The organism is Paenibacillus sp. AK002 (assembly GCF_053903045.1).
The window spans coordinates 2,741,813-2,755,829 of sequence record NZ_CP096377.1; the positions used below are offsets into that span (position 1 = coordinate 2,741,813).

A 14,017-nucleotide genomic window follows, 5' to 3' on the forward strand; every position below is an offset into this window, starting at 1 on the left:
AGCCATGTCAAATTCGGTTTCGAAATGGTTTGCAGCATTTCTTGCGCTCCTTCTGTTATATTTGGTTCCCACTGGCGAGATGGCAAGAAGACAGGATGATCTGTCACGACTCATCGTTTATCAATCCGTTACCAAATTCGTAGACAGTGTTCGCACTAAGGGATATATTACCCCCAACATGTACAATGACTTCCTGCAAGAGTTGGCGGCCACAGGGAACATTTACAATGTGGAGATGGAGCATCATAACAAGAAATACCACCCGGAATATGCCGATCCTTCGGATCCCGGATCATTCCTGAACCGTTATTCCGTTGTATATGATGCTTATTATCAGGATGATCTGATGGGTTATCTGTTCCCGGACTCGAATCTGGATAAAAGCGATGAAGGCCGCCGCTACCGTCTAACTGCCGGCGATCACTTCCAGGTTAGCGTCACTAGCTTGAATCGGACACCCGGATTGGTGATATTCGATGCGTTGACAGGATCCAACTCAGGAGGAACAGCAGCTATCGCATTCCCTTACGGAGGGTTGGTTCTGAATGAAGATTACTGATCTTGCCATTGTGTTTACTGCCGTGTTCTTCCCCATGTTTCTCATCCTAGGCATGCGAGCCGAGAGCCTGGAGGATGTACGGTTTGCCGAGATGAAATATACGGGTGCTCTGCGCACGGCCGTTCAAGACGGCGGGATGAAACTTAACGATAACGAGACGCAGTCCAAGGAGTCAGCTTATGATTCCGTGAAGTATATGCGTGCGGATAAAGAACAAGCGCTGGAGTCATTTTCCCGGACATTGTATATCAACATGGGGATCGGAGATGACAAGGCTGCACAAGCTGCCTTATGGTGGTATATTCCTGCCATCGTTGTGCTGGACTATGACGGGTATTATTTGTATGTATCACAGCCCTATGTTGACGATGACGGCGAGGGGCTTATAGAGCATCGATGGACTCCCAAAATTCCTTATGCCTGGAATGATGGCAGCGGCAACAGCATTCAGTTTACGCTGGATTCTTACGTTCAGGTATATGAATCCAATTCCTCTATCTGGCATTCTGGATTTCGGAAGGATCTCATTGGCAGAACCGGCGTGCTTTGTTGGATCATGAGGATGTGTTTGAACAAGTCCGGCGGATCACCATCGTGAATACGGTTCAAGAGCGTCTTGCCTATTACATACAGCGCCACAATCAAGTTGCGCTGCGGAACGGAATCTCTTATACGTTTACGCTGCCTTTGATTTCCCAGGAAGAGTGGGTAAATACGATTGACGATATCGGTATGATGGCTTTCATTCAAGGCATTCCCATGGGCGAACAATATTACAATAACTACGCGCTTGGAGGCGGCCGACTCGTTAAAGCTCCGACCTATTTCGGCGCGGTGGATGACTGGGGGCTCCCCTATTATTATCGGGACGCCTGCTCTTTCAACGATCGGGTGGAGGAGGTGTTTCCTAGTGCCAAGGAAGCAGCGGCAGCCGGTTATCATGAGAAAAGCTGTTATAATCCCGGTATCCCGTGATCCCCGAAAATCATAGTTTCGGCCGGACTCGATGATGTGTTACAATAAACTCTTGACTGTGTACAATTCGCTAAATTAACATGAAATAAGTTCATTTTATACAGACAGGAGTTACTATAGCCATGAGTTTATTGACCGTAGAGAACGTATCGCATAATTTCGGGGATCGTACTCTATTCAAGAATGTATCTTTTCGTTTGCTGGCCAGCGAACATGTCGGTCTTGTCGGAGCAAACGGCGTAGGAAAATCTACGCTAATGAATATTTTGACGGGTCAGCTGCTTAAAGACAGCGGCAAGGTAGAGTGGACGCCGAAAATCCGTTACGGATACTTGGATCAGCATACCAAGCTGACACCGGGCAAGACGGTGCGCGATGTACTGAAGGATGCCTTTCTGCCCCTGCTGGAGCTTGAAAAAGAAATGATGGAAATCACCAATAAGATGAGTGATGCAACCCCTGAAGAGCTGGAGCTTCTGCTCGAACAGATGGGTGAGATTCAGGAGCAGCTGGACATCGGGGATTTCTACATGCTGGACGTCAAGGTTGAGGAAATGGCGAACGGTCTTGGGTTGTCCGTGATTGGCCTGGATCGCGATGTAGCGACATTAAGCGGAGGGCAGCGAACCAAGGTGCTGCTGGCAAAGCTTCTGCTGGAGAAGCCTAACGTTCTTCTATTGGACGAGCCTACCAACTATCTGGATGTCGAGCACATTGAATGGCTGACTCAATATTTGAAGCAGTACCCCTATGCGTTCATTTTGATTTCCCATGATACGGAATTTATGAACCAGGTGGTCGACGTCATCTATCATTTGGAATTTGCAAAATTAACGCGTTATACAGCGAACTACGAGAAGTTTCTGGAAATGGCCGATATCAACAAGAATCAGCATATCGATGCCTACGAGAAGCAGCAGGAGTTCATTAAGAAGCAGGAAGACTTCATTCAGCGGAACAAGGCCCGCTACTCCACGTCCGGCCGAGCAAAGAGCCGGGAGAAGCAGCTGGATCGCTTGGATCGGATTGACCGTCCTGAGGAAGCGGCTAAACCCGTGTTTAACTTCAAGGAAGCCCGCGCCAGCGGTAAAACGGTATTTGAGGGCATTGATTTTGAGATCGGCTACGATCGGCCATTGCTTCCCAAAATGAGCATCATGATCGAACGCGGAGAGAAGATTGCCATTGTGGGATGCAATGGCGTGGGTAAATCAACGCTGCTCAAGACCATCTTAGGGAAAATCCCGGCCTTCTCGGGCAAGACATATCAAGGAGACTTTCTGGTGCCCGCTTATTTCGAGCAGGAAGTACGTCCGGGGAATATCACGCCGATAGATGACGTGTGGAACGAATTCTCACATTTGAACCAACACGAGGTTCGTGCGGCCCTTGCTCGCTGCGGACTCAAAAACGAGCATATTACCCGTCCGATGAAGGCGCTTAGCGGTGGCGAACAGGCAAAAGTGCGTCTGTGTAAACTTCTGATGCGCGAGAGCAACTGGATTCTGTTTGACGAACCGACAAACCATCTTGACGTTGTGGCCAAGGAGGAACTGAAACGTGCCTTGAAGGAATACAAAGGCACCATCCTGTTGGTTTCCCACGAACCTGAATTTTATGAAGATTGGGTAACGAAGATCTGGAACGTCGAAGATTGGTCCAACCAGAACGCTTGACCCAATTGACGATCACGATCCTGCTCACAAGTTGGATGATGAACCTGAATCTAAACGAGTTTAATCGTTTTTCCTTAAGGATGACCGGCAGCACGCTGCTGGGCATCCTTTTTGGCGTACTTGATCGTATGCGGCTCTCAGTCCTGCTATGGATGAATCCTTTTTTATGATATGCTAGAAGCAACTTGGCATGAACGGAGGAGATGTTGATGGAAGACATGGATTTGACCATCGGGGCATCATTATATGAAGGGAATACACATCCATAGCCCCATTAACCGTGTTATTCCCTTCCGAAGGGGAGACGAGTTATGAATTCGGATAATCCACCAGGACAGGGAGAGGACCTTATTCTCTCCGCCGAGAAGTCGGTTGTACGACGAGGTCAGGTTGTGTATCGACCATGCGGGGAATGGACCCCGTCCGTACACTCCTTAATAAGGCATTTGAAGCAAGCAGGGTTTACGTCCCTGCCCGATATTATTGGCCCGGGTTGGAATGAGGAAGGTCAAGAGACGTTAAGTTATGTAGAGGGCGAATTTGTTCATCCCGGACCTTGGAGCGATGAAGCCATCGTCGCAGTAGGACGATTATTACGTCAGCTTCATGACGCTTCCGCTACATTCTCGCCGGGTCCCAAGGGAGTATGGAAACCGTGGTTTCTGCGTGAACTGGGCGATTCCGGGGTTGTATACAGCCATGGTGATATTGCTCCTTGGAATATGGTTACCCGCGATGGGATGCCTTACGCTTTAATTGACTGGGAATTCGCGGGACCTGTACATCCGCTTGTTGAGTTAGCCCGGGTATGCTGGCTCTTCCCGCAGCTGCACGATGATGATGTTGCCGAAAGAGTCGGCTTGCCGGATGCTAATGCCCGTGCAAGGCAGCTCCGTTTATTGGTTGACGCTTATGGCGTCGAACCTTCTCTTCGAACGGACTTGTTGGACATGATCGTAGAGGTGGTCGTGCGGGAAACGGCTGAAGAAGCCATTGAGCAGCAGGTATCGCCGGAAACGGAAGGTCTGTTGTGGGGAATCGCCTGGAGGGCTCGAAGCGCTGCCTGGATACTGCGTCATCGTAGTATCCTTGAGAAGGCGCTGAATACCCGATTGTATTAAGGTGAAATTCGTTAAACAGCCCATCCTCTTTAGCGGGATGGGTATTTTTGATCATGAATAGCTCTAAGTCAGATTTTATGAAACTCAAACTTCATTAGCACGTTCGCAGAAATGGATCGGGAGGAAACATACATGTCTGGATTACACGATAACAGGGGGAAGGCAAACCTCGAGGGGCACCAAATGAACACTGCCTTGGAGTCCTCGGACGGCAAGGAGGATGCTATAGCGGAAAGAGAGGATCGGTATTCCAGGCAAGAGCGGTTCACGCCATTGGGAAAGGAAGGACAGCTTCGCCTCCGGAACAGCCGCGTGCTCGTTCTCGGCGCAGGGGCGCTGGGAAGCGCCGTGTTGGAGACCTTGGTTCGCGCAGGCGTCGGACACGTGACCATCGTGGACCGGGATTACGTGGAATGGAGCAATCTGCAGCGTCAGCAGCTGTTTACCGAGCAGGATGCCATCAACCGGCTGCCTAAGGCCGTAGCTGCAGCCACGCGATTATCCGAGATCAACTCGGACGTCATCGTGGAGGGTATCGTTATGGATGTACGAGCCCATGAATTGTCGGTGCTGTGCCAAGGCGTTGACTTGATGATGGACGCTACCGATAATTTTGGAACCCGGCTGATCTTGAACGACATCGGTTTCAAGCATGGAATTCCGTGGATTTACGGGGGATGTGTCGGGAGCTCCGGGATGAGTTATACGTTTTTACCGGGAGAAACCCCATGTTTGAACTGTTTGCTTGGAATGATTCCTTTAGGCGGCGACACTTGCGACATTAATGGCATTCTCCCCCAAGCGGTACAGATGGTTGCTGCCCATCAAACGATGGAGGCGCTGAAGGTGTTATCCGGAAACCGCCAAGCCCTAAGGAAAAAGATGCTGTCTTTTGATTTATGGCGTAACGAACGGATGGAATTCGGTGTAGACCGCGCAAAAAAATCGGACTGCTCCACATGCGGCGAGGAACCGACATACCCTTATCTGTCGGCTGAACATGCCGACAAAAGCGAAGTATTGTGCGGCAGGGACACCGTGCAGATCAGGCCGGGCAGACCCATGCAGCTTCAACTGGAGGAGATGGCGGATCGATTGAACAGCCTGCGTCAAGGAAAAGCCACCGTTACCCCCTATATGATCATTTATCAGGCGAGTCCGCACCGTTTGGTTATATTTCAAGACGGCAGAACCCTGGTGCATGGCACATCGGATATCGCCAAGGCTAGATCGCTATATAATCAATACGTTGGCGGTTAAATAAGAAGGAGTAAAGCTAACGTGCTTCATCCAACATCGTAAACGACAAAGGAGTGAGCCTCACAGGCCCACTCCTTTTATCGTTTAATCCCCAATCGCTTCATTCAAAATTAAATGGAAACCGTTCTGGATGAAATACAGATCAGGGTGAGCGATATTCTGCATGGTCAGATTGTTGAATGTTGCGGACCCGTTGCCCGTGTACGTGTAGATCGCCGCACCCGGATGAGGGCTCGAGAATCTCGAGGTCGTTACTCCGTCAAGTCCCGTACCGTCTATACGGATATGGTTAAACACGATGTTCTCAAACCCGCCGCCATAACCGAACTGTACCGCACTGCGCTGGGTGTTCAGAATATCGATGTCGGTAAACGTAACATTGCGGATCGGATCATTCGATGCTTCAAGATCGATGGCGCCGCGCTCCCCGCTGTACAAGTCTTTACTGGTACCACTGCCTATGATGGTGGTATCGGAGAACAGAATGCCGGTATTGTTCTGGAAATGGTATCCCGGGAATACCGTGTTCATTCGGATGCCGGAACCGCCAACGGTGTCTACAATCAAATTGTGAGTGGCCTTGTGACCGCTTCCCCCAAAGAAAGCGATGGCTGCCGCGCGCCAGTTGTTTTCGATGGTGTTATAGGAGAAGGTGTTGTTAACACCCGCTGGTGCACCGTTCACGTTACTCGTCCAGACAGCGAGTCCATCGTCGCCGTTATTTCGAATGCTGCTGTTGCGCACCGTCGAATGGCTGGTCCCCTGCGCAAAATTAACCCCATCCGCTAAGTTATTGCGGATCCGACTGTTTTCAATGACCAGCCCTTCCGCGATCTTGGCCGGCGTATGGGCATAATCGCCAACCCAGAATCCGCATTCGAAATGCTCCACCCACACATTGTGAATCTTGGAGTTGGTGCCGAAATTGTCCATGAATCCTTTGTAAACGGCATTCTGATTATATCGGGACCGCAGATTCGAGTTGAGGTAGATATGGCTGAAATCCAGCTGGCCCGCGATTCGTAGCGAGATCCCGCCGGAAGCCGCATTCGGGTTGGTAAATTGGATGTTGGTGTGCCAGATGCCTGCCCCCATAATCTTCATGTCATCAATCAGATTGCCGACCGAGCCGATTTTCCACATATTGCCCAAATGGAACGTCCCCTCAGGAATGTATAGGGTTTTGCCTGATGAGGCCGCTGCCTGCACGGCAGCCTCAAATGCCGTTAGGTCATCTTGGCTGTCGTTCGGGATCGCACCGAAATCCGTGACGGAGACCGAGTTGGCCGGACGGGAGATAGCGGCAGGTACCGGCTCGATTTCGATGAAATCGACGCCGTATTCCAGGTTATCCGCATTAGACTTCTGAATACGGATTTTGTCTCCAGGCTGAAGCGGTGTCTCCAGTTTCCAATGTACTTCATCGAACCGGAATAGAGGACGTCCTCCTCCAGGCGCATCTGCCGGATGATCGCTGGAAAAATATTGCCAGCTATAGTAGGAAGTTAATGGAACTGTCTTCTTCTTCGAACCGTTTACATAGACGTCAAGCGAGCCGTTTAATCCCATGCCGTCCGATGAGTCCGGCATCGTATATCGCATGGTGATGCCTGCGCCCCCTTCGCCTTCTCGAACCGTCCATTCGAGGTTGGATCCGCTTGAAGGGAGAGCAACATAACGCTGTCCGGATGCTTCCGATGCCGTGAGCGCTTGATCGAACGTTGGCGCTGACTTTAGCAATGCGCCGCCGCCGCGTATGGCATCATCGGTATCATAGCGGGTATATGGCTTGCTGGCACCGCGTGATGAGTACACGGTTAGGTTGGCATGACTAACATTGTTTTCCCTTTTAGCCGGTACTTCGTTAGCATCGGGTGCCACGGACGTTGTTAATGTATAGCTGCCATTTGCAGCGGTCCATGTGCCGGGAATTTGGACGGTGGCGGAGGCGCCTGCGGCAAGGGCGCCATGGTAGCTACCGTCAAAGTTCTGGATCGTTGAGCCTGCCGGATTTTTCAGCGCAACGGAAATTGCATGTGAGCCGCTAGCCGTGGCTTTGTTGCCTTGGTTCCTAAGATTGACGGTGAAGGCTACGGCATTGCCGGCCATAGGCGTGGTTGGCGTCCACTGTATCGTTCCTACCAAATCGGAGCTTTCCACGCTGCCAATGACCAAAGGGGACGAATGGGAATAGCTGTTGTTCCCATCGTTTAGCTCGATGATGTTGTTTTCCTCGTCGACCTTAGCGCTGAGTGCATACGATGCTGCCGCTTGGGCTCCGGCTTGCAGGGATACCGTGGCGGAAGCTCCTGCTGCAAGCGGCCCTACCGGTGATGAGCCTGCTTTAGCGTCATTCAGGTAAAAATTGACCGTCGTAGCGCCGGCTTCCGAGCTTCCAATGTTTTTAACCGTGGCATGCAGTGTGATATCATCGTTTTCGCTCGGAGAAGTCGGCGTCCAGGACATACCCGTAATGGTAAGGTCCGGATTCTCGCCGGCGGTGCCATACACTTCAATTTCCGCAATCTGTCCTGCAGGGGCGCCGGAATTCGATGTTATGTTCAATTGCAGACGTTTAACCGTTGCATTTATCGGAATCGTTACGAAATTGCCGGAAGCGGGAGTGAACGTATAGGACTGCGCCGACACCAGATTACTAAAGGTTGTTGTAGTTTGGTCATGCCCAAGGACTTGTATGGTTTGCGTGCGGACGCTCCATTCCGGGGACGGATTCAGTTTCAGTACGATGGAGGTAATATCATGGTTTGATTCAAGATCCAGGGTCAGCGTGCTGGGGTTGCTGCCGCCTTCCCAGTAAGTTTGGACGTTGTTGTCGTTAGCATGGGCCGCTACATACGTGAATGTGCTTGAGGAGGCGGTGATCGGTTTGCCGCTCGCGATATTGTTTCCCGTCGGAGGCGTCGGCGGGGAGACCGATGGTCCATATATTTCAAATTCAGACAGCTGCGCAGCCGGCCATGTCGTATTGTTGGTTACGCTTAAACGAACATATCTCGTGCTCGTTTCGTCAAAGCTGACGGTCACCGAGTTTCCTTCGGCAGGGTCTAATGCATAGCCGGACGGACCTGTGATATTTGTGAATGTCGTGCCGTTCAAGCTGCCTTGTACGCTCAGCGTTTGAGTCCGCGGCTCCCAACTGGCAGGAAGTTTTAGAACGATTTCGTTGATGCTGGTGGCGGCACCGAGATCCACTTGTATCCACTGCGGAAACGCATGGTTGGTGCTTTCCCAGTACGAATTTGGATTGCCATCGTTTACGTGGGACGGCCCGTAGGTTTGGGATTGGCCGCTAGCCGTCACGTTTTTACCGATGGATAGGTTTGTTCCGCCTGCTGCAGAAGCCTTAGCTGGAGGCCCGCCGGCCGTGAATACAATGGATACCAGCATGGCTACGACTAAAGGCCATGCCACGAGTTTGTTGCGCATATTATTTTTTCCTCCTCCATCATGGTTTGATGAGTTATACCGGGTAAAGATATCCCCCTTTCCTGATCTTATATCCATTATAAAAATAACGTCTCGACCGAAATAAGATGCAATTCTACGGAAATCGTATGCGATCCCAGCATCTTTTGGATCAGGCTTGAATTTTTGTAAGGAAATGCGTTCTGGTTGTTCATCATCGATTGCAGGAGTGAAAGCAGGATGAAACAGACATACTTACATTATTAAGCGATGAAAGCGGGGGGGAACCCGTGGACAAAGTCATTTTGATCGCGGCAGACAATCAAGCTCGGATCCAGACGATAACGGAGATACTAGAACAAGCGGGTTATAAGGTTACAGACGCTGCGAATTATTCGGAAGTGGTTGCCGCTTTGCAGCGCGCAGGCGCAGACCTGCTGCTCATCGACAGCAGACTGCCGGGTATGAACCAATTCAATCTCGTGGAGCGACTGACGGGCAGAGGGGAACAGCTCCCGATCATTGTCATCGGAAGCGACGGTTCTAATGAAGCGATTCATGCTTTGGAGGCTGGAGCCCATGACTACATCCCAAATGACAGGGATGAGAGGGAGCTGTTGGCGCGAATTGCCAATTTGCTGAGGCTTTTTCAGACGGGACGCGCGGAACAGGAGGAGATCATCCGAATCGGAGATCTGGTGATCGATCCTTTGAGCCGCAATGTAATTCGGGAAGAGGAGCCCGTGGAACTGACTCATCGCGAATACGATTTGCTGTTGTTTTTGGCCCGAAGGCAGGGGCAGGTATGCACGCGTGAGGATATTTTAAAACAGGTATGGGATTATGATTTTCATACGGGTACCAACGTGGTCGATGTCTACATTCTCCATTTGAGAGAGAAGATCGATAGAGGGCGCAAGCAAAAACTGCTTCGTACGATACGGGGGGCCGGTTATAAGCTTTTGTCCCAGGAAGAAATCGATGCAAGCAAAAAAGACCGCCTTCCCTGAGCGGAAAGACGGTCTTCGATATGATAAGCGGAAAATAAGACTACAGTACGCGACGAGCTTTCAGGTAAGTCTTGCTCCAGTTGCCGGACAGGCTGGAGATCGTTACGCCAGGCTTGCCGTAAGTGTGCAAGATTTTGTTGTTGCCCATATAAACGGCAACGTGTGTTACGTTTCTGCCATTCGCACGGCTTCCGCTCGAGAAGAATACCAGATCGCCGGCTCTCAGGTTCGATTTCGAAACGGCCTTGCCGACCTTGGATTGGGCAGCGGACGTACGCGGCAGGTTCACGCCGTATTTTTTAAAGATATGTTTCATGAAGGAAGAGCAATCAAACACTCTTGTCGTGGATGTGGATGCTCCGAATTTATAAGGTGTTCCCATATATTGTTTACCAAAGTTAACAACTCGAGTTCCTGTGCTTACGGATGCTGCTTCAACAGGTGCCGGCGGTGCAACAGTTAGTACTGCGCCTACGCCCAAAGTTGCGCTCAAGCTGATGACTACGGCCTTCTTAATCCAATTCTGTCGATTCATGTTGTATGACCTCCAAGCAGTTATTGTTTTTTGCGATGAACCGAGTATATCAGATTTGAAACCGGCCATAATCTGGATAATCGGCGGAAGCCCTTGGGCCGCATGAAATGAAAGCGAATTATTAAAATATCATTAAAAGTAACAAAAAATTAAGAATTGCGGCTGATCCACGAGTTGAAAGCATGAAAAAACCCTTGATATACAAGGGTTTATCAAAAGAATAAAGAGGGTTATTATTTTGCGATTAAAGATGACAAAATAGTAATGATTAGCGATCCTTGCTTTGGATAATGAGCAGCAGACCGCCTTCGATCCGAACCGTTCCTTTCTCCTCGGCCAGCCTGTTGCTGACCCCGAGCGACTGCCCCAATCGCAATGTGGCATCTTGGAGCGGATACTGAAAACCTTCGAGATAAATGCCGGTAACTTCCGTGGTGAGCGGCAGAAGAGAGACATATGTAAACCCTTTGTTCTCGACAAGACAGCTGGAGCCCGTCAGGGTAATAAAATTGTTTTCATCTAATATGGAACACGGGATATGATGCTGAAGGCCGCGAATGAGCATGTGGATATTCGCCAGCGTATGATCCAGGCGCGTGCCCGTAGCCCCCAGAATCATGATGGATTCGGGCGAGCGTTCCATTGCCAGCTCGAAGGCAAGCTCGGTATCGGTCAAATTTTTATCGATCGGGTCACAATCGATGACCTTTCCGCTCATAGAGTGGACACGATCCATCTGCTCGGGCGGAATGGAATCGAAATCTCCGACGGACAGATCGGGTTTGATTCCATGTTCAATCAAGAAGAGAGCGCCGCGATCGGCTCCTATAATGAAATCCCCTTCTTGGACCTCATTCAGGAATCCCGTTGACAACTCCCCACCTGTGAAGATCAGGACGCGAGTGTGTTTCATTATATATTCCTCCTTTTTCGAGAGAATTGTCATTGAATTCTAGTATAGTGCAGTTTTCATGCTTGCACAATTTTAATAGGCGCGGCTACAATGTAGTATGTAAATTGACGGGGGAGCGGGGGAACTGAATTTTGGACATGCATGTGTTTGACGTATTCAGCATCATTGGCACCATTGCGTTTGCCATGTCCGGAGCTTTTGTGGCAATGGAAGAGGAATACGATATTTTGGGGGTTGTGGTGCTTGGATTGGTCACGGCCTTCGGCGGGGGTATTATAAGAAACGTCCTGATCGGCGTGCCGGTTACCACCCTGTGGGGTCAGGGAGATTTAATCATGCTGGCGATGATTTCGGTTTTCGTGGCGTTTGTGCTGCCGCTCGGCTTGATTCAGCATTGGAAGAAAACGGAGGCCTTGTTTGATGCGATCGGACTATCCGCCTTCGCGATTCAAGGAGCATTATATGCTACGCAAATGAATCACCCATTGAGCGCGGTCATCGTGGCGGCTGTGCTGACAGGCAGCGGCGGGGGAATGGTCCGCGATTTGCTGGCCGGGCGGAAGCCGCTCGTGCTTCGCGACGAGATTTACGCGGTCTGGGCCATGGCAGCAGGTGTCGCTATCGGCTTAGGGGTCGCCACCAAGACCTGGCAGCTGTTGACCTTATTTGTTATAGTCATCGTTTTCAGGATGCTGTCCGTTCTATATAAATGGAGATTGCCCAGAAGGTCGCTGCACGCAGCCCAGTCTTCGGCAGCCAGCGGAAAAGAAGTCAGATCCGGTTAAAAATAAGGTATGGAACAGATTAATTAAAAAATTTCTCGATTGCGATTCATCATAGCGTGGAGGTGGAAGGACCATGGTATCCGTTTTGTTTGTATGTTTGGGCAATATCTGCCGCTCGCCCATGGCGGAAGCGGTGCTGCGGCATAAAATTGTACAACGCGGGCTGCAGGATCAAATAAGCGTGGATTCGGCCGGCACCGGAGATTGGCATATCGGCAGCGTTCCCCATGAAGGCACGAGAAAGCTGCTAGACAGCTGGCGAATCAGTTATGAAGGAATGGTCGCGCGCAAAGTAGTCAGCGAGGACCTTGAACGATTCGATTACGTTATCGGCATGGATGATTCGAATGTAGCGAATATCCGCAAGTTAGCGGGAGGCGATCAGGCTGGGATTCTGAAGTTCATGGATTTGCTGCCGAACGAAAAATTGCGCGAGGTGCCCGATCCGTATTTCACCGGAAACTTTGACGAGGTGTACCGGCTGATTGATGCGGGGTGTGACATCTTACTGGACAAAATCATGGAAGAAAAGCTATAATCGATTCGAACAAGCGGTGAATCAGCCGCTTTTTTGACGAACATCATTGAAAGCGATACCAAGAAGAACGGGCTGCTGAACATAAAAGATGAACAATGCACATTCCATAAAAAATGCGCGGTTGTTCATCTTTTTTTGGAGTGAGGCAGAAGCTGCAGACGATCATGTCCGAGCTTTGCCTCACAGGTATTCTTTTTGCCAACGGATTTCAATCGTAACGCGTGGAGTCCCGAGTGGGACAGCTAAACCATTTTGCAGTAACAGGTCATTTATATAGCCCATGGATTTTGCCGATTCAAACATTTAACCAAGGAAGTACATAAGGGCAGCAGGGAGCTCTTTTTGCCAAAATCCCCAAAGGTGACGACCTTCTTTTTCAAGATATGATACGGTAGCACCCCGTTCTTCCAGCAAAGCCTTTGTTGAGCGATTTAATTCGACGAAGTTATAGACACCTGTATCGGTTGTGTAGTTGTCTTCTTGCAAGCCTACAATCATGTAAATGTTGAGCCAGGACAAATCACGCTCTTCCTGAATCATGTTCTGGGTCTTCTCATAGTAGGCCCCGGACAAGCTGATGATTCTTGTGAAAAGATGCGGATAACGCAAGGCCAAATGCACGGAGACGCTTCCCCCGAGGGAGTCGCCGGCAAGCACTCTTTCCGCAGGCTCTTTGCGCACGGGATATTTTTGCTCCACGAAGGGAATAATCTCTTCGGCGAAGCAGGACAGGTAAGCATCGAAGCGGTTGCCGAACGGCGCGTACTCCTCGGTTCGTACCTTGGTGTTCACTTCCACGCCCACAATGATGAACGGCTCCACGCCTTCTTCGAGAATGAGCTGGTTGGCCCAGGTCGCGATGCGGCCGAAGTTGAAAAATTCCTCTCCGTCCTGACAGTAAACGACGGGATAGCTGAGGATTTCATTGTATCCGGGAGGAAGATAAATGCGCAGCGTTCGAGTCTCCTGCAAAAACTTGCTGTCAATCACTTCTTTTACGATGGTTCGCTTCAATAAACGTTCATTCGTCATCATTCGTCACCTTTTTCGGGTTAGTTTTTGAAATGCGGTAAACAATAAGTTAAAATTACCCTGACATGTTGAAGTTGTCTGCTGTTCTATGATGTTTGTCATACTGTTATAGCATTATTCGTCAACTGTTATACATACAAACGTGAAGGAATATGAAATTTTATCCCGTATTTCTTTGACGAATGGA

At 50.0% G+C, this 14,017-nt stretch carries 11 protein-coding genes and 1 pseudogene; 8 read left to right on the top strand and 4 right to left on the bottom strand.

Annotated features, from left to right (window positions below; translation table 11 throughout):
- Positions 1-4: 4 nt before the first annotated feature.
- The 5 genes and pseudogenes from M1D70_RS12245 to M1D70_RS12265 all read left to right on the top strand — a co-directional run bounded on the left by M1D70_RS12245 (position 5) and on the right by M1D70_RS12265 (position 5,591).
- Positions 5-559: a hypothetical protein gene (locus M1D70_RS12245; protein WP_456289967.1), complete on the top strand. Its 555-nt coding sequence runs from the start codon at positions 5-7 to the stop codon at positions 557-559.
- A pseudogene (locus M1D70_RS12250) lies at positions 546-1,534 on the top strand (hypothetical protein). Before M1D70_RS12245 ends, M1D70_RS12250 begins: the two are co-directional and overlap by 14 nt.
- Positions 1,535-1,656: 122 nt before the next feature.
- The gene (locus tag M1D70_RS12255; protein WP_456289968.1) at positions 1,657-3,210 is read left to right on the top strand and encodes an ABC-F family ATP-binding cassette domain-containing protein; all 1,554 of its coding nucleotides are present in this window, start codon (positions 1,657-1,659) and stop codon (positions 3,208-3,210) included.
- A gap of 311 nt (positions 3,211-3,521) precedes the next feature.
- Positions 3,522-4,331 (top strand): aminoglycoside phosphotransferase family protein, encoded by an 810-nt coding sequence (locus M1D70_RS12260; RefSeq protein WP_456289969.1) that lies wholly within the window; start codon positions 3,522-3,524, stop codon positions 4,329-4,331.
- Positions 4,332-4,514: 183 nt separating this feature from the next.
- On the top strand, positions 4,515-5,591 hold the full coding sequence (locus M1D70_RS12265; RefSeq protein ID WP_456290417.1) for a ThiF family adenylyltransferase: 1,077 nt from the start codon (positions 4,515-4,517) through the stop codon (positions 5,589-5,591).
- Between the two features lie 84 nt (positions 5,592-5,675).
- Here M1D70_RS12265 and M1D70_RS12270 read toward each other — a convergent pair whose 3' ends face one another.
- Positions 5,676-9,038 (bottom strand): discoidin domain-containing protein, encoded by a 3,363-nt coding sequence (locus M1D70_RS12270; protein WP_456289970.1) that lies wholly within the window; start codon positions 9,036-9,038, stop codon positions 5,676-5,678.
- A 269-nt stretch (positions 9,039-9,307) separates the two neighbouring features.
- Here M1D70_RS12270 and M1D70_RS12275 point away from each other — a divergent pair, with 269 nt between their 5' ends.
- The gene (locus M1D70_RS12275; protein ID WP_009595993.1) at positions 9,308-10,027 is read left to right on the top strand and encodes a response regulator transcription factor; all 720 of its coding nucleotides are present in this window, start codon (positions 9,308-9,310) and stop codon (positions 10,025-10,027) included.
- Between the two features lie 40 nt (positions 10,028-10,067).
- Here the strand turns inward: M1D70_RS12275 and M1D70_RS12280 are convergent, their stop codons facing one another.
- Together M1D70_RS12280 and M1D70_RS12285 are read right to left on the bottom strand one after the other, a co-directional pair.
- Positions 10,068-10,562, bottom strand: a complete 495-nt coding sequence (locus M1D70_RS12280; RefSeq protein ID WP_009596005.1) for a C40 family peptidase — start codon at positions 10,560-10,562, stop codon at positions 10,068-10,070.
- A 268-nt stretch (positions 10,563-10,830) separates the two neighbouring features.
- Positions 10,831-11,475 (bottom strand): thiamine diphosphokinase, encoded by a 645-nt coding sequence (locus M1D70_RS12285; RefSeq protein ID WP_009595987.1) that lies wholly within the window; start codon positions 11,473-11,475, stop codon positions 10,831-10,833.
- A 137-nt stretch (positions 11,476-11,612) separates the two neighbouring features.
- On the opposite strand from M1D70_RS12285, the gene M1D70_RS12290 reads away from it, so the two are divergent.
- On the top strand, positions 11,613-12,260 hold the full coding sequence (locus M1D70_RS12290) for a trimeric intracellular cation channel family protein (protein WP_009595985.1): 648 nt from the start codon (positions 11,613-11,615) through the stop codon (positions 12,258-12,260).
- 73 nt (positions 12,261-12,333) lie between these two features.
- Complete coding sequence (locus tag M1D70_RS12295; RefSeq protein WP_456289971.1) at positions 12,334-12,798, top strand: low molecular weight protein-tyrosine-phosphatase; 465 nt, start codon at positions 12,334-12,336, stop codon at positions 12,796-12,798.
- Between the two features lie 303 nt (positions 12,799-13,101).
- Here M1D70_RS12295 and M1D70_RS12300 read toward each other — a convergent pair whose 3' ends face one another.
- Complete coding sequence (locus tag M1D70_RS12300) at positions 13,102-13,830, bottom strand: alpha/beta hydrolase (protein WP_456289972.1); 729 nt, start codon at positions 13,828-13,830, stop codon at positions 13,102-13,104.
- Between the last annotated feature and the right edge of the window lie 187 nt (positions 13,831-14,017).

Excerpts from the sequence above, each read along its gene's own strand:
- M1D70_RS12245 (WP_456289967.1), top strand. The coding sequence starts at position 5 with ATGTCAAATTCGGTTTCGAAATGGTTTGCAGCATTTCTTGCGCTCCTT.
- M1D70_RS12255 (WP_456289968.1), top strand. The coding sequence starts at position 1,657 with ATGAGTTTATTGACCGTAGAGAACGTATCGCATAATTTCGGGGATCGT.
- M1D70_RS12260 (WP_456289969.1), top strand. The coding sequence starts at position 3,522 with ATGAATTCGGATAATCCACCAGGACAGGGAGAGGACCTTATTCTCTCC.
- M1D70_RS12265 (WP_456290417.1), top strand. The coding sequence starts at position 4,515 with ATGAACACTGCCTTGGAGTCCTCGGACGGCAAGGAGGATGCTATAGCG.
- M1D70_RS12270 (WP_456289970.1), bottom strand. The coding sequence starts at position 9,038 with ATGCGCAACAAACTCGTGGCATGGCCTTTAGTCGTAGCCATGCTGGTA.
- M1D70_RS12280 (WP_009596005.1), bottom strand. The coding sequence starts at position 10,562 with ATGAATCGACAGAATTGGATTAAGAAGGCCGTAGTCATCAGCTTGAGC.
- M1D70_RS12285 (WP_009595987.1), bottom strand. The coding sequence starts at position 11,475 with ATGAAACACACTCGCGTCCTGATCTTCACAGGTGGGGAGTTGTCAACG.
- M1D70_RS12290 (WP_009595985.1), top strand. The coding sequence starts at position 11,613 with ATGCATGTGTTTGACGTATTCAGCATCATTGGCACCATTGCGTTTGCC.
- M1D70_RS12295 (WP_456289971.1), top strand. The coding sequence starts at position 12,334 with ATGGTATCCGTTTTGTTTGTATGTTTGGGCAATATCTGCCGCTCGCCC.
- M1D70_RS12300 (WP_456289972.1), bottom strand. The coding sequence starts at position 13,830 with ATGACGAATGAACGTTTATTGAAGCGAACCATCGTAAAAGAAGTGATT.